25 protein-coding genes are annotated in these 24503 nt (G+C 70.1%); 11 read left to right on the top strand and 14 right to left on the bottom strand.

The window, feature by feature from the left end; translation table 11 throughout:
• Nucleotides 1-59: 59 nt before the first annotated feature.
• The 3 genes from EBN03_RS08875 to EBN03_RS08860 form a co-directional block, all read right to left on the bottom strand.
• Nucleotides 60-1466, bottom strand: coding sequence for a lipase family protein (locus EBN03_RS08875; RefSeq protein ID WP_233608264.1), 1407 nt, complete (start codon nt 1464-1466; stop codon nt 60-62).
• 720 nt (nt 1467-2186) lie between these two features.
• A complete protein-coding gene (locus EBN03_RS08865; protein WP_158675569.1) occupies nt 2187-3629 on the bottom strand; it encodes a lipase family protein in 1443 nt (480 codons plus the stop codon).
• 55 nt (nt 3630-3684) lie between these two features.
• Entirely contained in the window at nt 3685-4608 is a 924-nt protein-coding gene (locus tag EBN03_RS08860; RefSeq protein ID WP_122187847.1) for a patatin-like phospholipase family protein, read from the bottom strand.
• 624 nt (nt 4609-5232) lie between these two features.
• Here EBN03_RS08860 and EBN03_RS08855 point away from each other — a divergent pair.
• A complete protein-coding gene (locus EBN03_RS08855) occupies nt 5233-6063 on the top strand; it encodes an adenylate/guanylate cyclase domain-containing protein (RefSeq protein ID WP_122187477.1) in 831 nt (276 codons plus the stop codon).
• A 24-nt stretch (nt 6064-6087) separates the two neighbouring features.
• Here EBN03_RS08855 and EBN03_RS08850 read toward each other — a convergent pair whose 3' ends face one another.
• The gene (locus EBN03_RS08850) at nt 6088-6360 is read right to left on the bottom strand and encodes a hypothetical protein (protein WP_122187476.1); all 273 of its coding nucleotides are present in this window, start codon (nt 6358-6360) and stop codon (nt 6088-6090) included.
• A gap of 274 nt (nt 6361-6634) precedes the next feature.
• Nucleotides 6635-7159 (bottom strand): hypothetical protein, encoded by a 525-nt coding sequence (locus tag EBN03_RS08845; RefSeq protein WP_233608316.1) that lies wholly within the window; start codon nt 7157-7159, stop codon nt 6635-6637.
• On the opposite strand from EBN03_RS08845, the gene EBN03_RS35810 reads away from it, so the two are divergent.
• A complete protein-coding gene (locus tag EBN03_RS35810) occupies nt 7089-7241 on the top strand; it encodes a DUF1214 domain-containing protein (protein ID WP_122187474.1) in 153 nt (50 codons plus the stop codon). The two genes, EBN03_RS08845 and EBN03_RS35810, sit on opposite strands and share 71 nt — an antisense overlap.
• A 237-nt stretch (nt 7242-7478) precedes the next feature.
• On the opposite strand, the gene EBN03_RS08835 is transcribed toward EBN03_RS35810, so the two are convergent.
• Both EBN03_RS08835 and EBN03_RS08830 read right to left on the bottom strand, forming a co-directional pair.
• Nucleotides 7479-8453 (bottom strand): pirin family protein, encoded by a 975-nt coding sequence (locus tag EBN03_RS08835; protein ID WP_122187473.1) that lies wholly within the window; start codon nt 8451-8453, stop codon nt 7479-7481.
• Between the two features lie 172 nt (nt 8454-8625).
• Nucleotides 8626-9369 (bottom strand): SCO6745 family protein, encoded by a 744-nt coding sequence (locus EBN03_RS08830; protein ID WP_233608263.1) that lies wholly within the window; start codon nt 9367-9369, stop codon nt 8626-8628.
• Nucleotides 9370-9497: 128 nt separating this feature from the next.
• On the opposite strand from EBN03_RS08830, the gene EBN03_RS08825 reads away from it, so the two are divergent.
• Entirely contained in the window at nt 9498-10232 is a 735-nt protein-coding gene (locus EBN03_RS08825; protein WP_122187472.1) for a metal-dependent hydrolase, read from the top strand.
• Between the two features lie 36 nt (nt 10233-10268).
• Nucleotides 10269-10763 (top strand): phosphoribosyltransferase, encoded by a 495-nt coding sequence (locus EBN03_RS08820; RefSeq protein ID WP_122187471.1) that lies wholly within the window; start codon nt 10269-10271, stop codon nt 10761-10763.
• Between the two features lie 72 nt (nt 10764-10835).
• Here the strand turns inward: EBN03_RS08820 and EBN03_RS08815 are convergent, their stop codons facing one another.
• Together EBN03_RS08815 and gloA2 are read right to left on the bottom strand one after the other, a co-directional pair.
• On the bottom strand, nt 10836-11327 hold the full coding sequence (locus EBN03_RS08815) for a peptidylprolyl isomerase (protein WP_122187470.1): 492 nt from the start codon (nt 11325-11327) through the stop codon (nt 10836-10838).
• Nucleotides 11328-11467: 140 nt separating this feature from the next.
• On the bottom strand, nt 11468-11854 hold the full coding sequence (gene gloA2 / locus EBN03_RS08810; RefSeq protein ID WP_122187469.1) for an SMU1112c/YaeR family gloxylase I-like metalloprotein: 387 nt from the start codon (nt 11852-11854) through the stop codon (nt 11468-11470).
• Between the two features lie 252 nt (nt 11855-12106).
• Between gloA2 and EBN03_RS08805 the strand changes: the two genes are divergently transcribed.
• The 3 genes from EBN03_RS08805 to EBN03_RS08795 all read left to right on the top strand — a co-directional run bounded on the left by EBN03_RS08805 (nt 12107) and on the right by EBN03_RS08795 (nt 14655).
• The gene (locus EBN03_RS08805; protein WP_199742723.1) at nt 12107-12616 is read left to right on the top strand and encodes a GtrA family protein; all 510 of its coding nucleotides are present in this window, start codon (nt 12107-12109) and stop codon (nt 12614-12616) included.
• Nucleotides 12617-12727: 111 nt separating this feature from the next.
• Nucleotides 12728-13552, top strand: coding sequence for an SGNH/GDSL hydrolase family protein (locus EBN03_RS08800; protein WP_122187467.1), 825 nt, complete (start codon nt 12728-12730; stop codon nt 13550-13552).
• A gap of 146 nt (nt 13553-13698) precedes the next feature.
• The gene (locus EBN03_RS08795) at nt 13699-14655 is read left to right on the top strand and encodes an aldo/keto reductase (RefSeq protein ID WP_122187466.1); all 957 of its coding nucleotides are present in this window, start codon (nt 13699-13701) and stop codon (nt 14653-14655) included.
• 14 nt (nt 14656-14669) lie between these two features.
• Here EBN03_RS08795 and EBN03_RS08790 read toward each other — a convergent pair whose 3' ends face one another.
• The 3 genes from EBN03_RS08790 to EBN03_RS08780 all read right to left on the bottom strand — a co-directional run bounded on the left by EBN03_RS08790 (nt 14670) and on the right by EBN03_RS08780 (nt 17740).
• Nucleotides 14670-16772: an MMPL family transporter gene (locus EBN03_RS08790; RefSeq protein ID WP_122187465.1), complete on the bottom strand. Its 2103-nt coding sequence runs from the start codon at nt 16770-16772 to the stop codon at nt 14670-14672.
• 6 nt (nt 16773-16778) lie between these two features.
• Nucleotides 16779-17303, bottom strand: coding sequence for a hypothetical protein (locus EBN03_RS08785; protein ID WP_122187464.1), 525 nt, complete (start codon nt 17301-17303; stop codon nt 16779-16781).
• A 119-nt stretch (nt 17304-17422) separates the two neighbouring features.
• Nucleotides 17423-17740, bottom strand: coding sequence for a hypothetical protein (locus EBN03_RS08780; protein ID WP_122187463.1), 318 nt, complete (start codon nt 17738-17740; stop codon nt 17423-17425).
• A 261-nt stretch (nt 17741-18001) separates the two neighbouring features.
• Here EBN03_RS08780 and EBN03_RS08775 point away from each other — a divergent pair, with 261 nt between their 5' ends.
• The 4 genes from EBN03_RS08775 to EBN03_RS08760 all read left to right on the top strand — a co-directional run bounded on the left by EBN03_RS08775 (nt 18002) and on the right by EBN03_RS08760 (nt 22449).
• A complete protein-coding gene (locus EBN03_RS08775) occupies nt 18002-18271 on the top strand; it encodes a DUF5703 family protein (protein ID WP_199742679.1) in 270 nt (89 codons plus the stop codon).
• Nucleotides 18272-18276: 5 nt separating this feature from the next.
• The gene (locus EBN03_RS08770; protein WP_122187462.1) at nt 18277-19362 is read left to right on the top strand and encodes a quinone-dependent dihydroorotate dehydrogenase; all 1086 of its coding nucleotides are present in this window, start codon (nt 18277-18279) and stop codon (nt 19360-19362) included.
• 345 nt (nt 19363-19707) lie between these two features.
• On the top strand, nt 19708-21552 hold the full coding sequence (locus EBN03_RS08765; RefSeq protein ID WP_122187461.1) for an AMP-dependent synthetase/ligase: 1845 nt from the start codon (nt 19708-19710) through the stop codon (nt 21550-21552).
• Nucleotides 21553-21621: 69 nt separating this feature from the next.
• Nucleotides 21622-22449, top strand: a complete 828-nt coding sequence (locus EBN03_RS08760; RefSeq protein ID WP_122187460.1) for an SAM-dependent methyltransferase — start codon at nt 21622-21624, stop codon at nt 22447-22449.
• A gap of 43 nt (nt 22450-22492) precedes the next feature.
• On the opposite strand, the gene EBN03_RS08755 is transcribed toward EBN03_RS08760, so the two are convergent.
• Both EBN03_RS08755 and EBN03_RS08750 read right to left on the bottom strand, forming a co-directional pair.
• On the bottom strand, nt 22493-23029 hold the full coding sequence (locus EBN03_RS08755; protein ID WP_122187459.1) for a YbhB/YbcL family Raf kinase inhibitor-like protein: 537 nt from the start codon (nt 23027-23029) through the stop codon (nt 22493-22495).
• Nucleotides 23030-23054: 25 nt separating this feature from the next.
• Complete coding sequence (locus tag EBN03_RS08750) at nt 23055-24413, bottom strand: M20/M25/M40 family metallo-hydrolase (protein ID WP_122187458.1); 1359 nt, start codon at nt 24411-24413, stop codon at nt 23055-23057.
• Nucleotides 24414-24503 lie beyond the last annotated feature (90 nt).

Here is a 24503-nt window from a genome sequence, read left to right as displayed (position 1 = left end):
TCTCACAGAGTCCCGCGGTTCGCGCAGCGATTCCACACCCGCGGTCCGGGCCTGTTCGGTCAGGGCAGGGCGGCGCAGTTGTCGGGGGCGGGGATGCCGGCCAACCGGTCGCGGACCCAGGCGGCGGCGTCCCCGATCGCGGGCGCGAACTCCAGTCCGTGCCCGATCGCGGTGCCGGGGAACAGCGGGGGCAGCCAGGCGGTCCGGTCGAGTTGCACGATGGCGCCGTGTCCGCACCAGTCGGCGGCGAGCTGACGGACCTGACTGTAGGGGATGACGTCGTCGGCGGTGCCGGCGGCGATCAGGACCGGCGCGGCCGGGTCGAGGCCGCCGATGCGCTGTTCGTCGACGCGGGCGGCCAGTTCCGGTGACCGCTCGATCATCTGGTCGACCGATTCGCGGCCGTCGGTGTAGCTGTCGATCGGGCGCAGCATGGTGCGCAGCCCGAGTTCGGCGACGCAGGATCCGGCGGCGGCGGCGAGCATCTGCCGGCCGTCGGGGGTGAGCGCGCTGTCGATGGCCGGGCGCACGTCGGGATAGTCGGCTTCCATGCCGTTGAGGACGTAACCGACCAGGCCGGGCGCGAGACCGCCGACGATTCCCGGCAGGGGCCCGTCGATGACCGCGCTCTGGTCGAGCACGGCCCGCAGGTCGGCGGGCGGGGCGCCGACGTAGGAGCCGACGAGGTCGATGTCGGGCGCGTACCGCGACTGCAGTTCGGCGGCCGCGGCGGCGGCGTTGCCGCCTTCGGAGTAGCCGACGATCGCGGTCGGCGGGTGGGTGCCGGTGAGCGCTTCGGCGGCCCGGACCGAGTCGAGGACGGCGTGCGCGCCCGAGAGCCGGTTGACGTAGTCGTGCACACCGCCGTTGGTGAATCCGGCGTAGTCGGTCATGACGACGGCCATGCCCTGGGACAGGAACGTGTAGGCGGTGAGGACTTCGTAGCTGGTGACCCAGATGTCGAACGGGAACGTGTAGTGGACGAGCTCGCCGAGGGTTTTCGACGGCGCGCACTGGCTGCCTTGGCCTTGGGTGCCGGGTGCGACGGCGACCAGCGGGCGCGGTCCGGGCCCGGTCCACGGGGCGGCCGGTTCCAGGTAGGTGCCGGTGACGGCGTTGGGTGCGTCGTTGGTGTCGTTGCTGCGGTACATGATTCGGGTGGCGTTGCCGGGCAGCTGGCCGCCGGGGCCGGGGACGGCCAGGGTGAGCGGGAACGGCTGGCTGCGCAGGATGTCGCCGGGCGCGCTGCCGGACAGGTCGGGGGCGTCGTAGAAGGGGTCGTAGGCGGCGGTCTTGTGCGGGCCGGTGATCGGTGCGGCGGTGGCGGTCCAGGTGGGTGCGGCGGCGAGGACGGCGGCGGTGACCGCGGCGCCGAGCAGGCGCGTGGTGGTGCGGCGGGTGGCGTGGGGGTCCCGGGGCATGCTGGTGCGGGCGCAGCGGCGTGCGCGGGAGGGGTCGAGCGTCATGGTTCGGGACTTCCTGGACGAGCAGTATTTCCGCGCCGGGATCGGCAGCGTCGGATTCGGGTGCGGCGCCGCGAGAACTCACATGGCGGGCCATTCGGTGGCCACCGCGGCGGCGGTGGGAGCCACACGATCGAATCGAAATACGAGCGTCGCAAGCAACGATCCGGACGATAGCGGCACGCTCTCGCCGTGGTCAAGAGTGTCGTGGTCGACCGACCGGTTCAGCTACCGGTGGGCAGCGACCGTGGACGGCACCGTTGCGGAAACCTGCGTGTAACCCACCCGGACCTAGCAGTCCGCGACACCCGGTTGCGCGCCGGCGATACGGCCGACGCGCGCAGCCACGAACGGACACAACACGACCAGCGCGGTGACCCGCGCCGATCGTGTTGCCGGGCAAGATCTTGCCGCCGTCGCAGGTACCGGGACCGCGACCGCGACATCCACCGGCACCTCCGCCGAGGGCCGCGCTTCCGGGCCGCGATCGCACCACACCCGCGCCACGGACCCGGCGGCGGCACCGACCCGCCGGGATTAATGCCAGGTTACGAAAAAGCGCATGTTAACTACAGATTCGCTATCTGAGGTGTCTGGGCGGCGGCGATCTATGGGAGGGATCACACCCCATCGAATACCACCCGCCGCCCGAACAGGACGGCAACCCACCGGCATACGAAGGCCGAGGTGCCGTCCCGGATCCACGGGCCCGCATCCAGCGCATCAAGGCAACGCAGCGCAGTTCGTCGGAGCGGGTTTGCCGAGCAGCCGCTGCCCGATCCACCCGACCGCCTGGGCGAGCGCGGGCAGCATCTCCAAGCCGTGGTCGACCGCGAAACTGGGCAGCAAGGTCGGCAGCCACGCGGTGCGGTCGAGTTGCACGACGGCGCCGTGCCCGCACCAGTCGGCGGCGAGCTGACGGACCTGACTGTAGGGGACGACGTCGTCGTTGGCGCCGGCCGCGATCAACACCGGTGCCGCGGGCCGCAACCGCCCGATCCGCTGGGCGTCGAGCACGCGCGCCACTTCCGGTGATTCGTCGATGATCCGGTCGAGCGGCCGGCCCGCCGCCGTATACCGTGTGATCTCCCGGAACGTGGTCGACACCGCCAGCTCAGCCACGCACGTGTGCGCCACGGACTTCAGCATGGCGCGCCCGGCGGGGCTCAGCGCCGCGTACAGGACCGGCCCGACCTGCGGATAGTCGGCGATCAACCCGTTGAGCACGTACCCGACCAGACCGGGTGCGAGTCCGCCGAGTCCGGGCACGACACCGTCGATGACCTGACTGTGGTCGAGCATGGCCCGCAGGTCCGCGGGCGGCGCACCGACATACGAGCCGATCAGGTCGAGTTCGGGCGCGTACTGCGACTGCAGTTCCGCCGCCGCCGCCGCGGCGTTACCGCCTTCGGAGTAGCCGGCGATGACGGCCCGGGGCCGGGTGCCGGTCAGGGCGTTCGCCGCCCGGATCGAGTCGAGGACCGCGTGCGCGCCCGAGAGCCGGTTCACGTAGTCGTGCACGGTGTTGTCGGTGAACCCGTAGTAGTCGGTCATTACCACCGCCATCCCTTGCATCAGGAACGTGTAGGCGGTGAGGACCTCGTAGCTGGTGAACCACAGGTCGAACGGCCCGGTGTAGTGGACGAGTTCGCCGAGGGTCTTCGACGGCGCGCACTGGTGACCTTGGCCCTGGGTGCCGGGCGCGACCGCGATCAGAGGGCGCGAGCCGGGACCGCGCCAGGCCAGGGCCGGTTCCAGGTAGGTGCCGGTGACCGCGACCGGCGCGTCGTTGGTGTCGTTGCTGCGGTACATGATTCGGGTGGCGCGGCCGGGCAGCGGGCCGTCGTGACCGGGGACGGACAGTTTCAGGGTGAACGGGCTGCTGCGGATCACGGCACCGGGTGCGCCGGCGGGCAGCGGATCGGGTGCGCGGTAGAAGTCGTCGACCGCCCGACCGATGGTCCCGGCCGCCGGATCGCTGGACCCCGAACCCGATCCGGCGCCCGAGCCCGAACTCGATCCGATGGCCGGTGCGGCGCCACCGATTCCGGTCGCGCACCAGGGCGCCACGATCAGTGCGGCCAGAGCCGCCCCGATAAGCAGCCGCTGACGCGCGGGGCGCCCCCGCCGCCGCGGTGTGCGGGCGGGTGGGCCGGGCCACCGCACCCGGGCGCGGTCGGCGGGGCGAGCGGCGGCTGGGCGCGTGGGCGGCTCCTGACGGTCAGGCGGTGGCGGCGAGCGCGGCGGCCACCGTTGCGGGTGCGGTCCGCATCGCCGATTCGAACGCGCTGCGACGATGCTTGCGGTCCATGAAGTTCGGCGGCAACCCCGCCAAATCGCGACTGTCCGGACAGATAGTAACCACACGAGTGCCCCGCGCCGCGGTAGCCGCGATCTCCGTGGCGAGTACCGCGGTCATCGGCCGCCGCAGCAACCGGTCCTCCAACAGCCCACCGATCCCCGGAATCCGGTCACCGGACAGCGACGCCATCGGCGCCACGACATAGATCTCGTCGACGTTCTCGCCCGCTAGCAGGTCGACCGACGCCGTGGACGCGGCACCCCCGTCGATGAACACGCTGCCCGCCGCGTGCACGGGCGGCATCCACCCCGGCACCGACCACGACGCCGTCAGCGCCGTCGCCGGCGACACCCGCGGCGCGCCCGGCGCACCGAACGCCACCCGCTCCCCGGTACGCACGTCGACCGCGACCATACGAGTGTCCTTGTGCGCCACCCATTCCCGCCCGCCGGTCAGCGCATCGGCCAGGCGCCGCAACCACTGCGGGTTACCGCGGCCCACCGGCGCCAGACCGGCCAGCGCGGCCAGCCCGCGCTGGGTGCGTAGCAGCGACGGATTCAACGGACGAGGAAAGGGCAGCGGCGGCAGGCTCGGTGGCGCGGCCGCGTAATGGGCCCGCAGCACCGGGTCGGTGGCGGCACCGCGTTCCATGGCGACCAAGTCCCCGACCCCGATCCCGCTGCCGAGCACGGTCACCAGCTCCGCGCCCGCCGACGTCCCCTGCAGGATGTCGGCGTCGCGCGGATCCCAGTCGAGCTGCTCGGACAACGCGGCGAGCGCGGCGACGATCCACGCCCCGCCGATGGTCCCACCGCAACCGATCACCAGCGCACGTGTGGTCATCGCATACCACCCGAATCCGGCCGGACACACCGGGACACAGCGGGAGACGCGATCCGGTGACCCGCGGTCACCGCGCCGGACACGACACCGGGTCCGGCGCAACAGCTCATGGCAGACATCGCCGGAAAACATATCGGCCCGCCGAAGTACCGGTCAAGGACGACCGGCCCGCGCGCCCGGCCCGGAAACCCGGTCGCGCCCTGCCGATACCGGCCCGCGGCGGGCATGCGACATCGCGTGCCAGTCGACCGGCAATTCGTGCCTATCTCGATGTTGTTGGTAGACAAGCGTTTACCGGTGCCGCCCGGGTCGTAGAGTTAACGGCACGGGTGCTGGTCGTCGCATTGAGCCGCCGCGATCAGCCCCGTTCACCCACCGAGGCCCTTCCCCCGCGAACCGCACGCACCCCCGCGACTCGCCACACCGGCCGATCCCGGGGTGCTCGCATCCGCACCACCGGCACACTCTCGCACGCCGTGCCCTGGGTCACATCGATCTCCCGTGATCACCCCCACCCTCGCACAACTGGGACCCATCGATTCCATTCGGTAGTGTTTCCGGTGTAGACGCGGCCCACCGGAGCGCCCGCTGAGTCCTGAGAGAAACGACAGGAAAAGGTTGATCATGGGACAGCAGACACCACCGAAGACCACCGACCGCCGCGGTAACGACCTGATCGCCGCGGTCGCACGAGCCCGCGCAGCACTGCCCGGCGACCCCGCGTTCGGCGACCCACTGTCGGTATCCGGACCCGGCGCCCCCGAAGCCATGGGACGCGTCGTCGCCGGCGGCTCCACCGGCGTGGCCCGTGAGATCGGCCTCGGCGCACTCCAGCTCTGGCAGGCCGCCCTGGGCCGCGGCCGCGGCACCCAGGAAATGACGATCCTGTTCACCGACCTCGTATCCTTCTCCACCTGGTCCCTGCAAGCCGGTGACGAGAAGACCCTCGACCTGCTGCGCGCGGTCGCCCAAGCGATCGAACCGCCCGTCACCGCCAACCGCGGCCGCGTCGTCAAACGCATGGGCGACGGCATGATGGCGGTGTTCCCCACCGCCGACGGCGCCGTCCGCGCCGCCCTCGCCGGGCGCGCGGCACTACGGCAGGTCGAACTCGACGGATACCGGCCACAGATGCGCATGGGCCTGCATACCGGCACCCCCCGCGAGATCGGCGGCGACTGGCTGGGCGTGGACGTCAATATCGCGGCCCGCATGATGGAAGCCGGGGGCAACGGCAACACCATGCTGTCGGAGGCCACCGTCGCTGCCGCCGGGGTCGACACCAGCCCCGGACTGGGCACCCGCGCCCACCGCGCTACGCGCCGCCACCTGCAACCACTCACCGGGGTGCCTGCGGACCTGCAGATCTTCCGCCTCGCCGACGAACACTCCCACCTGCGGCCGGTGCGCGACGACGACGGCGTGCCCGTCGCGGGCCTGTGCGCCGTTCTCTGAGCGACGGTCCGATCACGGAGCCGGTCAGCGCGTCGGCGCGACCGGCTCCTGCCCGCTGCGCACCACGACCAACCCCCAATGACTCACCCCGGCGCCCACACCCAGGAACGCCAGATACGCCAGGTCGACCATCGGCCCGAACATCCGGATCAGATCGTCGAGCCAGCGATATCCGACCGCACCCCCGATCAGCATGATCACGCCCAGAATCAGCGCGGGCAGCCCCAGCGGCGCGAGATCGGAGTCGCGACCGGCCCGGCCGATCGACAGGATGGGGTGTGACGCGGTGGATTCCATGTGGTTTCTCCCGGCTCGCCGGCCGCGACGGCCGACATGTGATGTCAACTGCGAACGCCGGAACCCACGCCACGGTGAAAGGGTGGAATCCGGATCACGAACCGCGATCGGGAAGAACGTCGATCACGAGTAGCTAACGATCAGCTACGCGAGAATGTACACGGAATCCACCCGAATCGAGGCCGTTTCGGCCGAATAATTCCGGAGATCCCATATGAAAGATTCCACTGCCCGACATCACCGAACCCGGTAACACCGCAGGTCACAGCAGCGATCACACCCGTCCACGTCCCGCACCCAGCAACCACCGCCACCGCGGCAACTCCGCCACAATCGTCACCACCACCAACACCGAAACCCCCCACACCGCCCACACCGGCAACAACGCCCACGCACCGTACCCAGCCGCCACCAACTGACTCACCATCATCGCGATCGTCGCCACCCCCGGCACCGCCACCGGCACATCCTTCTTGTCACCCGGCGTCGCGAACACCCCCGGCACCACGATCAACACCACCAACGCCACCGGCACCAACCACACCGAACACCGACTCAACGCCCACGGCGCCGTCACCCACCCCACCAACTCGACACACACCCGCAACACCGACGGAACCCGGCCCGCAACAGTGAGATTCGGCGACACAACAGCACGATCGGACACCCCGCCACCCTGCCACAACCCACCCCCGCCAGCCACCGGGCAGCCGATCACCACGGACCCGATGACGCCGACCATCGAGCCCGAAGTAGCCCAGGGCAACTGGCTGCCGATCCCCAGCACCGGCCCATTCACCCTCGTACTACGCCTCTACGCACCCAAACCCCAAGTGGCCAAGGGTGACTGGAAACCACCAGTAGTCAGCCCGCAAAACTGAACCGGCGGTCCGTCCAAGGCGATCCGACAGGGCGCCACCGAATCAATCCGTCGCATAGCAGGAGCCTGGCCGCGATCAGCCATGGTCCGGAGGCCCAGTCCGTGACCAGAAGCCCTGCACCGGTGGCTCCTGGCCGCGTCGAAGTGATGCTGCGGGCCTCGCCTACGGTCCCGGAGGCGGGTCGCGCACTGCAGCCGCCCGACTACAACTCGAAGTTCCCGCGGAAACCAACCGCGATCAGCCCCGCGGCCGCATCCGCACCGCGGGCAACGGCGGCGCCGGCAACGCCGCACCCTCATACCCCGGCACCACACCGAACCGGCGCTCCCCATCCGCCTCCGGCTCGGCCAGCTCCCGCTGCCACTGCTCCCGGAACCCCGCGACCTCCTCATGGGTACGGCCCACGAAGTTCCACCACATCAGCACCTGCTCACCGAACGGCACACCACCCAGAATCAACGCGCGCGCCGGGCGCGCCGTCGGATTCCCCAGCACCAGCTCACCCGGCCCGCACTCCTGCGCCGCCAACTCCGACCGCTCCACCCGATGCCCCGCCACCGTCATCGGACCCGCATCCACCAGCACACCGTGCTCGAAAGCAGGATCCACCGGCACACTCACCCGCGCACCCGGCGCCAACACCACCTCCGCCCCCAACAACGGCGTGAACGTCCGCACCGGCGACGACGCACCCGCCAACTCACCCAGAAACACCCGCAACGTCGCCCCGTCGAGCTCGACCGGCTCCGGCACGTAATGCTCGAACGCCGGCGGACAGTCCCGCGCCGCATCCGGCAACGCCACCCACAACTGCACCCCGTGCAGAATCGACGTCCCCGCCGTCGACACCTCCGAATGCGCGATCCCGTGCCCCGCCGTCATCAGATTCAGCTCACCCGGCCGCACGAACGCATGCGACCCCAAACTGTCCCGATGCTCGATCTCCCCGGTGAACAACCAGCTCACCGTCTGCAACCCCGTATGCGGATGCGGCGGCACCCGCATCCCGCCGGTCTCGGCCACATCATCGGGACCGTAATGGTCAGCGAAACACCAAGCCCCGATCAGCGACTTCACATGCTGCGGCAACGTCCGGCGCACCGTCATCGCCCGCGGACCACCCAACGGCACCTCCCGCGCCGACAACACCGTCACCCCACCCGCGACAGGCCCCGGCACACACCGCACTTCATCGGTCGTCGTGTTGCTCATGCCCTAACACATACGCCAGCCGCCCCCACACCGCCACCGCCGGCCGCACCACCCCCGACCAGACCGCCCACAACAAGCCCGGTAGCCCCAGGTCACCCCGCTGACAACGGCGCCACCGCACGGGCCACACCTCCGGCTTCCCGCACACCGGAACCGACGACCCCGCAGGTGACTACCGCCGCGCGAACATCACCGCGTGCGCCGCCCGCACCAACTCCACCAGCTCCTTACCCTCCACGTCACCCAGCACCGAGAACGCTGGTGCGACAAGCTCATCGGTCAACGCCTCCGCCGCCTCCCACCGCCGCACCACATCCGCATCGACCTCCGCGTACGGCTCCGGCCAGCCGAAATTCGCCGCCGTCTTCGAGCCGTCACCCATCGGACCGCCCTTCACCAGCACCGCCTGCTGCGGCGTCAACCCCGTTGCCCGCACCGCCAACAGATGTGCGCCACCACGGAATTCCCGCAACACCTGGATCAGCTGTTCCACCCGCCCCGTCGCGTCCGCCCCCAACGGCAACGCCCGCCAGCCCGCGAACAACGGCAGCCCCGCACTGTCGCCGGCCACCACCACCCGCTCCAGCAGCCCGGCCAGTCGCTCCGCCGCATCGAACGACTCCAACTTGCGCATCCCGAACCGCCGGCACGCCTCCACATAGCCCTGTGCCGCCTCGGACGCGGGCATCGCCACCGACTCCCACGCCCGCCGCACCGCGCCCGGCTCGAAGAACCCGAACGCCGCGCTCACCACGTCCGCGTCGACCTCTCCGAGCACGCCGCCGCGACCCCGCGTGTACGGGCCCATGAACCCCTCGACCCCCGTACCGGCGGCGAAAGCGGCCGCCTCCCGGGAGAACATGAACGCACCACCCATCACCTGGATCTCGTCTGCGACCTGGCCGGCGACCGACACGGGCGCCCCCTTCCTCGGAGAATTACACTGCCGCGCAGCGTATCTCACTATCCCTAACTGATGTCAGGTCCCGCCGAAACCCCTTCCGGACCACAATCATTCGAACAAGATCGGCTAATCTCGCTGCGGTGCTAGGACATTCCCATGCGACCAGCGGCGCGCTCGCCTGGTCCGCGGCCGCCGCCGCGCTCCCGCTGTCGGTACTCACCTTCCCCGTGCTCGAAACCGGCCACCTCACCACCCCCACGACCGGCCACCTCGGCATCGCCGAAGTACTGCTCGGCACCTTCCTCACCGCGGGCGCAGCCCTCATCCCCGACGCCGACCATCCACACGGCACCATCGCGCACGTCCTCGGCCCGCTCTCGCACGCCGCCTGCAAAGCGATCTCGAAAATATCCGGCGGGCACCGCCACGCCACCCACTCGTTCGCCTTCGTCATCGCCTCCGGAGCCGTCACCTGGGCCGGCGAACACTACATCGGCCGCTGGTTCACCCTCAGCCTCACCTTCTTCCTGCTCGCCCTCGCCGCCCGCGCCCTCAACCTCTGCCCACCCGGCAAGGGCGTCGACTCCTACGGCACCATCATCGTGCTCGCGCTCGCCGGCACCTTCGTCATGGACCAGTGGATCGAAGACCGCCCGGTGTGGCTACCGTTCTGCGTCTTCCTCGGCGGCCTCACCCACCTGTTCGGCGACTGCCTCACCGACCACGGCTGCCGCCTGTTCTGGCCACTGCGGATCCGGACCTCCGTCCCGTTGATCGATCACACCGGCAACCGGCTCGAAACCTGGGTATTGTCACCACTGTTCGTCCTCGGCACCCTCGCAGCACTGTGGTACGGATTCACCCATCACCCCTGATCCGGTGCCGGCCGTTCAACTGGAAGGGGACAGCGCATGTCCGACCGGGAAGAGCTGACCTGGGAACTCTTCGGCACCGCCAGCCGCGAACTCGCCGAACAGATCGCCGCCGACGATTTCGAACCCGATCTGATCCTGTCGATCGCCCGCGGTGGACTGTTCGTGGCCGGCGCCCTCGGCTACGCCCTCGACGTCAAGAACCTGCACGTCATGAACGTCGAGTTCTACACCGGCATCGATCAACGGCTCGACATGCCGGTCATGCTGCCCCCGGTGCCGAGCGCGGTCGACCTGGCCGGCGCCCGCGTCCTGGTCGCCGACGACGTCGCCGACACCGGCGCCACCCTGGAACTGGTGCGCGACTTCTGCGCCGGCAAGGTCGCCGAGGTGCGCTGCGCGGTCGTGTACCAGAAGCCGCGTTCCCACGTCGACTGCGAATACGTCTGGAAGCGCACCGACCGCTGGATCAACTTCCCCTGGTCGGTGCTGCCCCCGGTGGTCGACCGCATCCCGCGCGTCGTCGAAGCCTGACTCCCGCGGGAACGACACGGGCCCCCGCCCGGCAGTGCAGCCGGAACGGGGGCCCGAGGTGTACGGGTGCGATCAGACGATCTCGGCCGAGGTGATCGTGATCGCGTCGACCGGCACATCCTGGTGGCCGGCCCGCGAACCGGTGCGCACCTTCTCGATCGCGTCCACGACGTCGGTACCCGAGGTCACCTTGCCGAACACGGTGTAGCCCCAGCCGTCCTGGCCCGGGTAGTTCAGGAAGCCGTTGTCGGAGGAGTTGATGAAGAACTGGGCGCTCGCGGAGTGCGGGTCCGAGGTGCGGGCCATCGCGACGGTGTACTTGTCGTTGCGGAGGCCGTTCTTGGCCTCGTTCTCGACCCGGTTGGGCGCCGGTTTCTGCGTCATGTCGGCGGTCAGGCCGCCGCCTTGGATCATGAAGCCGGGGATAACCCGGTGGAAGACGGTGCCCGAGTAGTGGCCCGACTTCACGTAGTCGACAAAGTTCGCGACCGTCTTGGGGGCCTTCGCGTCGTCCAGCTCCAGGGTGATGTCGCCGGCAGAGGTCTTCAGCAGCACTGTGGTCATCGGCCCATCGTATGGGACCCCCCTCTCCTCCCGGCGAAGTGATCATGAAAACCGGTCGGTCGTCCCGATCTGTGGGACGACACGCTGTTTCCGGACATGCATGCGTAGATGCGCATATCTACGTTTCCTACTGAATGAAATCAGGCCTCGTAGAGCTCCAGCGGCAGATCGTCGGGATCGAAGAAGAACGCGTAGCGGCGCCCGGTGTACTCGTCCACGCGCACCTCCTCCGTCCGCACCCCCGCGGCCCGTAGCTCCGCCAGCGCGGCCGGCACATCCCCCACCGCGAACGCGAGATGCCGCAGCCCGCACGCCTCCGGACGCGACAGCCGCGCCGGTGGGTCGGGGAAGGAGAACAGCTCGAGCTGCACACCGTCCGGAAGCGCCAAATCGAGCTTGTACGAGCGCCTTTCGGCCCGATAATGCTCCGCCACCACGCGCAGCCCGAGCACGTCGGTGTAGAACCGTTTCGACTCCGCGTAGTCCGAGGCGATGATCGCCGCATGATGTATCCGCCGCAGTTCCATGTCGGCGACGCTAACCGATCCCGCGGCCACGAGCGGCCGACTCGGGACCCCCTCCCCTCTCCTGCGCGCTTGCGCGCGTCCGCATCCCCCACGCCGGACGACACGGCGGCAAGGTTGGCATCACATGCCAAGATGCGCATATCTCCATTTCCACATCATCGAAACCCATGTCCACGCTGTCCGAATTGCCTTGGCGCAGGCCCACTCCGATCAGCGCCCGGCCCCCACCAGGGCTATGGTGGGTTCGTGTCGATGGTTCAACCTGTCCTCGATCGGCTCCCCCAGCAGTACCGAGCCGCACTCCAGCAGCACAGCGAGCTGCTCAAGTTCGCGATCGTCGGCGCCGTCACCTGGTTCGTCGACACCGGGACCGTCTATTCGCTGAAACTGACCGTCCTACAGGACAAGCCGCTCACCGCGCGCTTCCTCGGCGTGCTGCTCGCCACCATCGTGTCCTACATCCTCAACCGCGAATGGTCGTTCAATACGCGCGGCGGCCGGCAGCGCCACCACGAGGCCGCGCTGTTCTTCACAGTCAGCGCGCTCGCCATCGTGGTCACCCTCCTCCCCCAGGCCGTCGCCCTCTATGTCTTCGGCCTGCGGGTCCCCCACGTCAGCGCCCCCACCCAGGCCGTGTCGAACTTCCTCAGCGGCCAGATCGTCGGCGTCCTGCTGGCCATGGGCTTCCGGTTCTGGGCGTTGCGCCGCTTCGTCTTTCCCGACGAACTCGAACCCGCGCTGACCACCGGCCGCGCCGCCTGAATTCTTCACCCGCTCCACCGCCCGCGTTCACTCCCGCGCACCGTGCCGGATCGCCCGGCGCTCCTACGATGTCGCCAGCCGTAACCGACCTCGCAGGAGAACAGCGCACCGATGCCGGACCACCCTGTACTCGAGCACGGCATCGCCGGCACGACACGCCCGTTCACCCGCTTCGTCGCGCTCGGCGACAGTCAGACCGAGGGCGTCGGCGACCCGGACGGCCGCGGTGGCCTACTCGGCTGGGCCGACCGCTTCGCCGGTCGGCTCGCCGCGGCCGATCCGCAGGTCCGCTACGCCAATCTCGCGGTCCGCGGCCGCAAGACCGCGCAGATCCGCGCCGAACAGCTCGCTCCCGCACTGGAATTGCGGCCCGACCTGGCCGCCGTCATCGCGGGCATGAACGACCTGATCCGGCCGGTGTTCGACCGCACCGCCCTGCTCGCCGACATCGAGGCGATGGTCGCCGAACTCGCCGCCGCCGGCGCCCGGATCATCATGTTCACCTACCCCGATATCGGGGACGTCGCGCCGATCGTGCGGCCGATCTCCGCCCGGGTGCGCGACACCAACGATCACCTGCGTGAGCTCGCGAGCCGGTACCCGACCACCCTGGTCGACTTCGAGGCCGAGCCCGCGGCCGTCGACCCTCGGGTCTGGTCGCAGGATCGCCTGCACCTCAATCCCCTCGGCCACGACCTGGTCGCCCGGGCGGTGGCTGCCACCCTCGGCCTGCCGGGCGCCGGCGAGGACTGGCGCACCCCGTTCCCGCCCGCGCCCGCGCCGTCACTGCCCCAGCGGGCGTTCGACGAGGCACGCTGGCTCGCGCTGCACATGATGCCGTGGATCGGCCGCCGCCTGCGCGGTACCTCCTCCGGCCGCGGCCGCACCGCCAAACGCCCGGACCTGCTACCGGTCGCCGAACTCGCCGTCCCCTGACCACGGGTCGAACAACCCGCTGTGCCCGAGCGCAATTCACTCCACGAGAGTGAGACGCGCCACGATCGCAATCGCCGCGGGCGTCCACCACACACCCGACCACAGGCCCTAGGCTCTGTAGCCGTGACGGAACGGCAGGCACGGTGATGGAACAGCGGGCGGTGGGGCACAGCGGACTTCGCGTCTCCCGGATCGGGTTGGCGACCCATACCTGGGGCGACCGAACCGATCCCGAGTCCGCCGCGGCCCAGCTGGTGGCGTTCACCGAGGCCGGCGGCACCTTCATCGACACCTCGCCGATGTACAACGCGGGCGCCGCGCAACAACTGCTCGGCAGCCTCCTCGGCGACCTCGTCCCCCGCGACGAGCTGGTGATCAGCGGCTGCGCCGGCCTGGCACCGGTTCCCGGGGTCGTCGACCCGGCCGGTGCGGGCGCACTGCGGTGGCGGCCGGACGCCTCCCGCCGCACACTCATGCGCCAACTCGACGACACCCTGGCCGATCTGGGCACCGACTATCTCGACGTGTGGAGCGTGGCGGCCTGGGATCCGCACACGCCGCTCGCCGAGGTGGCCGCGACCGTCGAGCACGCGGTCGCCTCCGGCCGGGTCCGCTACGCCGGTGCCCGCGGCTTCGAGGCCTGGCAGCTGGCCACCCTCGCCGGTGCCGCGCCCCTGACCGCCGCGCAGGCGCCCTACTCGCTGCTGGCGCGCGCCGGGGAAGCCGACTTCGTTCCCGCGGCCCTGCACCACGGCATCGGCCTGTTCGCGACCGCCCCGCTGGCCGGCGGCATCCTCACCGGCAAGTACAGCGACGGCGTGCCCGCCGACTCGCGCGGCGCCGACGAGGACACCGCCGCGGAGATCATCGACAGCCTCGACGACCGCGCGGTCCGGGTGGTCGACGCCGTCGTCACCGCCGCCGACGGATTGGGCACCTCACCACTCGCGGTGGCGCTGGCCTGGATTCGTGACCAGCCGGGGGTGGCGACGACCATCGTCGGGGCACGCGACATCGCGCAGCTGACCGGGATCATGGCCGCCGAGACCCTGGAACTCCCCCGGGCCATCGCCGCCGCCCTGGACGACGTCAGCCGGATCTGAACGGGCGGCAGCGCTCACTTCCGCGGGCGCCACACCAGTTTCAACACCGCGGGCGTCAGCAGCATGCGGATCACGGTGGCGTCCAACAACAATGCCGCGATCATCCCGTAGGCGATGTACTTCATCAGCACCAGGTCGGAGAACCCGAACGCGCCGGTGACCACGATCAGGATGGCCGCCGCCGACGTAATCACGCCGCCGGTGTGGGCGATCCCGAACCGGATCGCCTCCTGCGGTGAGGCGCCCGCGGCCCGCGCCTCGGTGATGCGGGACTGCAGGAACACCTCGTAGTCGGTGGACAGCCCGAACAGCACCGTCACGATCAGCACCAGCACCGCGAACATCAGCGGCCCCGGCGTGAAATGGAACAGCGTCGAGCCGTGGCCCTGCACGAAGATCCAGGTCAGCACGCCCAGGGTGGCGGCGAGGCTGAGCGCGCTCATGGCGACCGCCTTCACCGCCAGTACCAGTGACCGGAACGCGATGTACATCAACGCGACCGCCGCGACCACCAGGATCAGCGCCAGCTGGGGCAGTCCGGCGACCAGCCCGTTGATGCTGTCGCGTTCCAGGGCCGGCACGCCCGCTACCAGCACCCGCACCCCGGGTGGGTGCGGGACGCGGCGCAGCGCGCTGATCGTGGTGTCGGCGGTGCGTTTGTCGACCAGGCCGCTGGAGAGCACGTTGATGCCGTTGGTGGTCGGTTCGGCCGCCTCGAACGGCCCGGTCAGCCCCGGCGCCTGGTTGGCGGCGTAGCGGATGTCGGAGAGTTGCTGCGGATCGGCGCCGACGACGACGAGTTTCAGCGGGTCGGTGCGGAATTGCGGGAACAGCCGGTCGAAGTGCTCCTGCGCCACCCGCGCCGGATTGTCGACCGCCAGATAGCGTTCGCTGAGCCCGCCGAACTCGATGGCCCGGAACGGGATCACCAGGACGGCGATTCCGACCAGGATCGGCACGATCACCGTGACCGGGCGGCGCATCGCGAACACGGCCAGCCGGGAGAAGAATCCGGCGTCGATCTGTTCGGCGGTGCGGACCTTCGACACCCGATGCCAGCCCCACAGGTCGATCCGGGTGCCCACGATGCTCAACGCGGCCGGGAGCGCGGTCACCGACAGCAGCGCGGCCAGCGCGACGGAACTGATGCCGCCGTAGGGAACCGACCGCAGCACCCCGATCGGGTAGATGAACAACGCGCCCACACTGACACTGATGATGGCCGCCGAGAACAGCACGGTGCGTCCGGCGGTGGCGACGGTGCGGGCGGTCGCCTCCTCGACGCTGCGGCCGTCACCGAGTTCCTCCCGGAACCGGGTCACCGCGAACAGCCCGTAGTCGATGGCCAGCCCGAGACTCACCAATGTGACCACGGCGGAAGCGAACACGTTCACCTGGATGTGGTGGGTGATCTGTTCCATGATGCCCTGGCTGCCCAGGATGGTCATGCCGCCGATCAGCACCGGCAGCAGCGCGGCCACCACGCCGCCGAACACGAAGTACAGCAGGATCGCCACCAGCGGCAGCGCGATCAGCTCGGCGCGGTGGATGTCGTGCTGCATACCGATATTGATGCCTTCGGCGATCGGTTGCAGCCCGGCCAGTTCCACGGTGGTGCCGCCCGGGCCGCCGCCGGGTTTCCCGGCGCCGAACGAATTCTCCAGCGCCAGATAGTTGTTCACCGCGTCGGTGCCCTGCCCGCGCAGGCCGACGCTGGCGAACGCGTGGGTGTGCGAGTCGTCGGCGAACGCGCCCAGCAGGGCGGTGTCGAAGTAGCTGTCGATCTTCTGGATGCGGGTCGGGTTGTCGCGCTGCAGGGCCGCCAGCGTCGCGGTGATCGCGGGCCGGATCCCGGGGTCGTCGACGGTCTTCCCGGGCGGCGCGGTGTAGAGGACGATGATGTCGCCGTCACGGTCGCGGCCGAAGGTGTCGTCGGCGATGCGCGAGCCGATCACCGATTCGCTGTGGTCGTCGAACCAGCCGTCCTGGCGCAGGTGCGAGGCCATGTCGCGGCCGTAGAACCCGGCGACCGCGACGGTGAGCAGGCAGATCACGAACACCAGGTAGCGGTGGCGGTGGACGAAACGGCCCCACCGCAGCAGTGCGGAATCGATCATTGCCGGTCAGCCGCAGGCGGTGGTCTTGTAGTCGGCCGAGCGCAGGATCCCGCACAGGTCGTTGCGGGAGATCTTCCACATGCCGTCGATGTCGATGAAGTGGACGATCGAGGTGCGCACGTTCTCCCCCGTCCCGGACTTGTCCAGTTTCATGGTGGCGGTGAGGGTTCCGTCGTGGTTGTCGAATACCGGATCGGTGACTCCGTAGACGGCGTTCGGGTTGTCGTGCAGCGCCTTGTACAGGTCGGGGATGGCGTCGGAGAAGGCCTGGCCGTCCTGGATGAGGGCGGTGCGGTCGCTGTCGGGCAGGTTCGGGTCCAGCGCGCGCTTGATCTGGGCGTCCAGGTCGGCGGCGCTGGGGATCGGGGGCCGGTTCGCCGCCGAGGAGGCCGAGGACAGCGAGGACTGGGTGAGCGAGGCGTAGGCGGAGGAGCGGGCGGCGTCGACGGCCGACTCGTCGGTTCCGCTGCTGCAGGCGGTCGCGACCAGGCCGGCCGCGAGCACGGCGATCCCCGTACCTGTGGCACGCACTGTCCTGCTGTGGCGTGTCCTGTGTGACCTCACCGACTGTTCCCCGTTCTGTGTTACCGACCTCACGGTCTTTGCGCCCAGTCTTGCACGGGCCGGAGCGGGGTGGTGATCACCTGTGGTCAGAGTCCGCTGAGCCGCTCGAGGAGGGTGCGCACGGTGTTGTTGCCGGACACGACCGGGGTGGCGGTGGGTATCAGGTCGCGGACCAGCGCGGTCACGCTGCGTTCGTCGTCGAGGTCGATGTCGGTGACGGGTGCGGTGGCGACGGCGACGATGTCGGTCGCCGCGGGGACGGGGGTGTCGAGGTCGGCGCGGTAGATCTCGACGGTCAGGGTCGAGCCGACGGTCCGGAATGCGAACGGGCGTCCGTCGTGTGCGGTGCCGAACCCGTGCGCGAACCGTCCGATGGTTATGTCTTCTAGGACAAACCCAAACATCGGGTCTGGTTTCAAGGCTTCTCCCTGACTTGCGTTACGTTTCCTGCTCGACCGTAACCCCTAGTATCGAACGCCGGTACTTGTGATCGGATGTCGCGTCATCGAATTGTGGCCGGAAACCGGAGGCGCGAAGCACCCCGCCGCGCCGGGCGGTGGGGCAATCATGGTCAGATGGACTGAAATGCACGAACGCTCGGTGACCCGGTCACCGGCGCGGACCCTGCCGCGGACACCCGCGCCAGCGGAGGAAGAGAGGGCAGCATGACTCACGCCTCGGCGCATCGTTCCACGCGCAGATGGTCACTCCCGGCGAGCTGGGAAGAACTGCGCCAGGAGGACGGCTACGAGTACGTCCCGCTGCACCTGCCGCGCGAACTCAACCGCGTGACGGCCTCCATGCGGCTGGCCATCCAGGCCGAGTTCGGCGGCTGGGAACTGTCCCGCGTCCGCGCCTACACCGACGGCAGCCGCCGCGTCCTGCTGCGCCGCAAGGCCGTCAGCGACCAGGCCACCTCGGAAGCGGGGATCTGACACCCATGTTCTACGCCTTGCTGTTGCGCCTGATGTTCCTGTTGCCCCCGGAGCGCGTCCACCACCTCGCCTTCGCCGCCATGCGGCTGGCCACCGCGTTCCCACCGACCCGCGCCCTGCTGCGCCGGCTACTCGCGAACCCCGACCCGATCCTGGCCACCACCGCCTTCGGCGTCGAGTTCACCGCTCCCCTGGGCCTGGCCGCCGGCTTCGACAAGGACGCCACCGGCGCCGACGCGTGGGGCCCGCTCGGCTTCGGCTACGCCGAGGTGGGCACGGTCACCGCGCAAGCCCAGCCCGGCAACCCCGCGCCCCGGCTGTTCCGCCTGCCCGCCGACCGCGCCCTGATCAACCGGATGGGCTTCAACAACCACGGTGCCGCCGCGGCCGCCGCCCGCCTGGCCGCCCGCCGGCCCGGCGGGGTCCCGATCGGCGCGAATATCGGCAAGACCAAGATCGTCGAACCGGAGCACGCGGCCGCCGACTACGCGGTCAGCGCCCGCGCGCTGGGCCCGCTCGCCGACTTCGTGGTCGTCAACGTCAGCTCCCCCAACACCCCCGGGCTGCGCGACCTGCAGGCCGTGGAGTCGCTGCGGCCGCTGCTGGCCGCCGTGCTCGACGCGGTCGAGGTACCGGTCCTGGTCAAGATCGCCCCGGACCTGTCCGACGACGACATCGATGCGGTCGCCGACCTGGCCGTGGACCTGGGCCTGGCCGGAATCGTGGCCACCAACACCACCATTCGCCGGGACGGGCTGGCCACCGACCCGCGGATCGTGGCCGACGCCGGCGCCGGTGGGCTGTCCGGTCCGCCGGTCGCCGACCGCTCGCTCGAGGTGCTGCGCCGGCTCTACGCCCGCGTCGGCGACACCCTGGTGCTGATCTCGGTCGGCGGAATCGAGAACGCCGATCAGGCCTTCGAACGGATTCTGGCCGGCGCGAGCCTGTTGCAGGGCTACACCGGATTCATCTACGGCGGCCCGTTCTGGGCCCGCCGCATCCACCGCGGTATCGCCGCCCGGCTGCGTGAGCACGGCTTCCGCAGTCTCGGCGACGCCGTCGGTGCCGCCCACCGCAGCGCCCGTTCGTAACTCGCGCCGGCCCGGTTCGGGCCGGTGATCGCCGCTCGCCGGCGCACACGAGCGCGCAGTCCGCGGTCGAAGGGACCGAACGGGGATGGCCGGTTGCGGGGCACCCCAGCTGCGCCGCGCCGTCCGGTTCGGGGCAGTCGGGTCCTCGTGTCCGGCACGGGACGCGGCGCCGCACTCGATGCAACCCCGCACCGTCGGGATCGGGACCGCTCTGCAACGAATCGGTAGAAACCGTCTCAAATGCCCGGTCAACGCTAGGATGAGTGAGCCACGCCACACCTGAAGTGCGGCGTGGCCACCGCCCGGTGGAGGTGCCCCGGGCGCGCGGCGCGACGGGGATACGACATGACCGATATCGGATACACCCACCAAACCGGCGAGACGGTGCACACTGTGCCAGAAGGCTTCCAGCAGACGGTGACCTTGCGGCCCGACCAGGTGGCGCTGCGTACCTCCGGCGGCGGCACCGAGATCACCTGGGCCGAGTACGACCGCCGCGTGCGGGAACTGGCCGCCGGCCTGGCCGGGCTCGGCGTCCGCCACGGTGACACCGTCGGCATCATGCTCACCAACCGGCCCGAGTTCAACATCGTCGACACCGCGGCCCTGCACGTGGGCGCGGTCCCCTTCTCGGTGTACAACACCAGCTCGGCCGAGCAGGTCACCCACCTGTTCGGCAACGCCGGCAACCGGGTCGTCGTCACCGAACGGGCGTTCCTGCCGGTCGTCACCGCGGCGGGCGCCGACCTGGCCTACATCGTCGTCGTCGACGGACCCGCCGCCGACGCCGACGACACCGCGCCCCGGCAGCTGAGCCTCGACGACGTGGTCGCCGCAGCCCCTGCCGATTTCGACTTCGATGCGGCCTGGCAGGCCGTGCAACCCGACGACCTGGCCACCCTCATCTACACCTCCGGCACCACCGGCCCCTCCAAGGGCGTCGAGATCACCCACGCCAACGTCATCGCCCAGCTCGCCCTGCTGCAGAGCTCGTCGCAGCCCTGCACGATCGACGACCGGCTGGTGTCCTACCTGCCCGCCGCGCACGTGGCCGACCGCATGTCCGCGCACGGCAACAACCAGCTCACCGGCGCGGTCGTCACCTGCGTCGCCGACCCGCGCCAGATCGCCACCGCCCTGCCCGATGCCCGCCCGACCGCCATGTTCGGTGTGCCGCGGGTGTGGCAGAAGCTCAAGGCGGGCATCGAGGCGAAACTGGCCACCGAACCGAGCCCGGTCAAGAAGGCGCTCGGCCTGTGGTCGCTGCGGACGGCGGTCGCGCACGCCCGCGCCGAGCTGCGCGGGGGCGCGAATCCGCTGCTCGCGCTGCAATACCGGCTCGCCGACGCGCTCGTGCTGTCGAAAGTCCGTGCCGCGCTCGGCCTGGACCGGTTGCAGGTCGCCGCCTCCGGCGCCGCCGCCATCCCCGCCGAGACGCTGGAGTTCCTGCTCGGCCTCGGCTTCGGGGTCAGTGAGGTCTGGGGCATGTCCGAAACCACCGGTGTCGCCACCTACACCCCGGTGGAGGCGCCGCGTCCGGGTTCGGTCGGCACGGCCGGCCCAGGTATCGAGGTCAAACTGGCCGAGGACGGCGAACTGCTGGTTCGCGGCCCGGTCGTCACCCGCGGCTACCGCGGCATGCCGGAGAAGACCGCCGAGGCGCTCAGCGACGACGGCTGGCTGGCCACCGGCGATGTCGCCACCATCGACGCCGACGGTTACGTCACCATCGTGGACCGCAAGAAGGAACTGATCATCACCGAGGCCGGCAAGAACATCTCACCGACCAATATCGAGAACGCGGTGAAGACGGCCTCCTCACTGGTCGGGCCGATCGTCGCGATCGGTGAGGCCCGCGCCTACGTCACCGCCTTGATCGTCCTCGAACCCGATACCGCCGCGGCCCGCGCGCAGACCCTCGGCCTGGCCACCGCCGACCCGGCCACCGTGGCCGCGCACCCGGCGGTGATCGCCGAGATCCGCGGGGCGGTCGCCACCGCGAACGCGCGGCTCTCGCGGGCCGAGCAGATCAAGCGCTTCCGGATTCTGCCGCAGGCCTGGGAACCGGGCGGGGACGAACTGACCCCGACGCTGAAGCTGCGGCGCGTGCCGATCGCGGCCAAGTACGCCACCGAGATCGAGGAGCTCTACACCTCGCCCGCACCGGACGGCGTCGTCGACCTGGGCTGAGTGCGGCCGCGAATGTTGTGGATTCCGAACGCTTTCCGCGCGGCCCGCGGGTTCCTAGGATAGATCGCTATGGAGTCATCCCGCGCCGGCGCGCGACATACCGACGACGCGGCGGTCCGCGCGGGCCAGGCGCGGCCGAGTGTCGCCCGGGTCTACAACTTCCTGCTCGGCGGCAGCGAACACTACGCGGTCGACGAGGCCTACGGCGGCTACTTCGACCAGGCCCTGCCCGGTTCACCGCGCATCGCCGTCACCAACCGGCAGGCGGTGGAGCGCGCCACCCACGCCGCGGCCCGGGCGGGGATCCGCCAGTTCGTCGACTTCGGTTGCGGCCTGCCGACATCCGACAACGTGCATCAGATCGCGCAGCGCTACGACGCCACCGCGCACACGGTGTATGTCGACCATGATCCGATCGTGGTCGCGCATGTGCGCGCCGAATCCGATGTCGACGACCGCACCGCCGCCGTGCACGCCGATATTCGCGATCCCGAGGCGATTCTCGACAGTGCGGAGATCCGCGACCTGATCGACTTGGATGAACCGGTGGCCCTGCTGTTCAGTACTGTGCTGAGCTTCCTCGACGACGCCGACGACCCAGCGGGCGCGGTGCGGTTCTGGACCGACCGGATCGCATCGGGCAGCTTCGTCTACGTCTCGCATTTCCGCAGCGGCGGCAACGCGCAGACCACGGCGCTCGAACTGAAGGTCCGGGAGGCGTTCGGCCGCGGCCGGTGGCGGCGGCCCGACGAGATCGCCGCCCTGCTCGCCGGTCTCGATCTACTCGACCCCGGCTGGGTGCCGTGCGTCCAGTGGCGGGCGGGCACCGACGACATCCCGGAACCGCCCACGGCCTGGGAGGAACTGATCGTGTCCGGCCTGGCCCGCAAACGGTGACCGAGCGCGATAGCCCCCACACCGGGGGCTATCGCGTTGCGGCTCAGAGGATTTCGTAGGTGGCCAGCAGCTGCGCGCGGCCCAGCGTGTGGAAGAACAGGTGGAAGCCCAGCACCGCGGGCGACACCGACGGGTCCAGCTCGAGCGACTCCACATCCACCGCGTGCACCACGATGAAATACCGGTGATAGCCGTGCCCGGACGGCGGGGCCGCACCCACGAACCCGGGGAACCCGGCGTCGTTGCGCAGCGACAGCGCACCCGCGGGCAGCGAACCGCCCGCACTGCCGGCGCCGCTGGGCAGCTCGGTGACCGTGGCCGGGATGTCGGCGACCGCCCAGTGCCAGTAACCGGACGCGGTCGGGGCGTCCGGGTCGAAGACCGTCACCGCGAAACTCTTGGTCTCCGGCGGGAACCCGCTCCACGACAGCTGCGGCGACACGTCCTCACCACCCGCGCCGAGCACCCCGCTCACCTGGGGGTGGGCGAACGGCTCCCCCTCGGCGACATCGGCGGACACCACGGTGAAGGCCGGCACCTGCGGCAGCGCGGCGTACGGATCGTACGAATAATCAGGCAAGGCACATCCTTTCGGAGAGAACAGGTCAGCTGTGCAGCAGGAAGTGTTCCAGCACCCGGGTCCCGAATTCCAGTGCGTCGACCGGTACCCGTTCGTCCACGCCGTGGAACAGGGCCGCGAAGTCCAGTTCGGGCGGTAGGCGCAGCGGCGCGAACCCGAAGCAGCGGATCCCCAGCTTCGCGAACGCTTTCGCGTCGGTGCCACCGGAGAGCATGTAGGGCACGATCCGCCCGCCCGGGTCGTGGGCCAGGACGGCGGCGTTCATGGCGTCGACCAGATGCCCGTCGAAGGTGGTCTCGTAGGAGTCGAGTTTCGTGATCCACTCCCGCTCGATGTCGGGGCCCAGGATCGCGTCCAGTTCGGCTTCGAACTGTTCCTGCCGGCCCGGCACCACCCGGCAGTCGACGGCCGCCTCCGCGGTCTGCGGGATCACGTTCACCTTGTAGCCGGCGCGCAGCATCGTCGGATTGGCGGTGTCGCGCAACGTGGCTCCGATGATCCGGCCGATGCCGCCGAGTTTGGCGAGCTGACCGTCGAGGTCGGGGCCGTTCGGATCGAACGGAACCCCGGTCTCCTCGCTGACCGCGGCCAGGAACTCGGTGACCGATTCGGACAGCACCAGCGGGAACCGGTGCCGGCCCAGCCGCGCCACCGCCTCGGACAGGATGGTGACCGCGTTGTCCTCGTGCAGGAACGAGCCGTGCCCGGCGCGGGCGCGGGCCCGCAACCGCATCCAGCCCAGCCCCTTCTCCGCGGTCTCGACCAGGTACAGCCGCGAGTCGCCGCCGTCGCGGCGCGGCACGGTCAGCGAATACCCGCCGACCTCACCGACCGCCTCGGTGACTCCGTCGAACAGGTCGGGCCGGTTGTCGACCAGCCAGTGCGATCCCCACGTGCCACCGTTCTCCTCGTCGGCGAGGAACGCGAACACCAGATCCCGTGGCGGCACAGTGCCTTCGGCCTTGAACTGGCGGGCGACGGCCAGCGTCATCCCGACCATGTCCTTCATGTCGACCGCGCCGCGCCCCCACACGTAGCCGTCGCGGACGGCACCGGAGAACGGGTGCACACTCCAGTCCGACGCCTCGGCGGGCACCACGTCCAGGTGCCCGTGGATCATCAGCGCGCCGCGCGAGGAATCCGCGCCCTTGAGCCGGGCGAACACGTTGCCGCGCCCCGGCATCCCCGATTCCACGTATTCGGTGGTGTACCCGGCCTGATGCAGCTGATCGGCCACCCACTGCGCGCATTCGCGTTCCCCCGCCGTGGTGTCGGGATCACCGGTGTTGGAGGTGTCGAACCGGATCAGCCGGCTGACCAGCTCGACCACCTCCGAGACGGCACGGGACGGACTTGCGCTGGAGACATCACCGGTTGCGGACACGCCACCCTTCCTACCATTGCGCCCGTCGCGCGCAAGGGATCCCCGCACGGTGCGCGCAATCGGGCATGCGGGGGACGTGCTTTCACCCGG

The sequence above is a fragment of the Nocardia stercoris genome, assembly GCF_003696265.1.
In the GTDB taxonomy this organism is placed as follows: domain Bacteria; phylum Actinomycetota; class Actinomycetes; order Mycobacteriales; family Mycobacteriaceae; genus Nocardia; species Nocardia stercoris.
This window is presented reverse-complemented; position numbering and strand designations above follow the sequence as displayed.

What these genes read in the sequence shown, in the direction of transcription:
- EBN03_RS08875 (WP_233608264.1), bottom strand. Translation starts at nt 1,466, where the DNA reads ATGACGCTCGACCCCTCCCGCGCACGCCGCTGCGCCCGCACCAGCATG.
- EBN03_RS08860 (WP_122187847.1), bottom strand. Translation starts at nt 4,608, where the DNA reads ATGACCACACGTGCGCTGGTGATCGGTTGCGGTGGGACCATCGGCGGG.
- EBN03_RS08855 (WP_122187477.1), top strand. Translation starts at nt 5,233, where the DNA reads ATGGGACAGCAGACACCACCGAAGACCACCGACCGCCGCGGTAACGAC.
- EBN03_RS08850 (WP_122187476.1), bottom strand. Translation starts at nt 6,360, where the DNA reads ATGGAATCCACCGCGTCACACCCCATCCTGTCGATCGGCCGGGCCGGT.
- EBN03_RS35810 (WP_122187474.1), top strand. Translation starts at nt 7,089, where the DNA reads ATGACGCCGACCATCGAGCCCGAAGTAGCCCAGGGCAACTGGCTGCCG.
- EBN03_RS08835 (WP_122187473.1), bottom strand. Translation starts at nt 8,453, where the DNA reads ATGAGCAACACGACGACCGATGAAGTGCGGTGTGTGCCGGGGCCTGTC.
- EBN03_RS08820 (WP_122187471.1), top strand. Translation starts at nt 10,269, where the DNA reads ATGTCCGACCGGGAAGAGCTGACCTGGGAACTCTTCGGCACCGCCAGC.
- EBN03_RS08815 (WP_122187470.1), bottom strand. Translation starts at nt 11,327, where the DNA reads ATGACCACAGTGCTGCTGAAGACCTCTGCCGGCGACATCACCCTGGAG.
- gloA2 (WP_122187469.1), bottom strand. Translation starts at nt 11,854, where the DNA reads ATGGAACTGCGGCGGATACATCATGCGGCGATCATCGCCTCGGACTAC.
- EBN03_RS08805 (WP_199742723.1), top strand. Translation starts at nt 12,107, where the DNA reads ATGGTTCAACCTGTCCTCGATCGGCTCCCCCAGCAGTACCGAGCCGCA.
- EBN03_RS08800 (WP_122187467.1), top strand. Translation starts at nt 12,728, where the DNA reads ATGCCGGACCACCCTGTACTCGAGCACGGCATCGCCGGCACGACACGC.
- EBN03_RS08795 (WP_122187466.1), top strand. Translation starts at nt 13,699, where the DNA reads ATGGAACAGCGGGCGGTGGGGCACAGCGGACTTCGCGTCTCCCGGATC.
- EBN03_RS08790 (WP_122187465.1), bottom strand. Translation starts at nt 16,772, where the DNA reads ATGATCGATTCCGCACTGCTGCGGTGGGGCCGTTTCGTCCACCGCCAC.
- EBN03_RS08780 (WP_122187463.1), bottom strand. Translation starts at nt 17,740, where the DNA reads ATGTTTGGGTTTGTCCTAGAAGACATAACCATCGGACGGTTCGCGCAC.
- EBN03_RS08775 (WP_199742679.1), top strand. Translation starts at nt 18,002, where the DNA reads ATGACTCACGCCTCGGCGCATCGTTCCACGCGCAGATGGTCACTCCCG.
- EBN03_RS08770 (WP_122187462.1), top strand. Translation starts at nt 18,277, where the DNA reads ATGTTCTACGCCTTGCTGTTGCGCCTGATGTTCCTGTTGCCCCCGGAG.
- EBN03_RS08765 (WP_122187461.1), top strand. Translation starts at nt 19,708, where the DNA reads ATGACCGATATCGGATACACCCACCAAACCGGCGAGACGGTGCACACT.
- EBN03_RS08760 (WP_122187460.1), top strand. Translation starts at nt 21,622, where the DNA reads ATGGAGTCATCCCGCGCCGGCGCGCGACATACCGACGACGCGGCGGTC.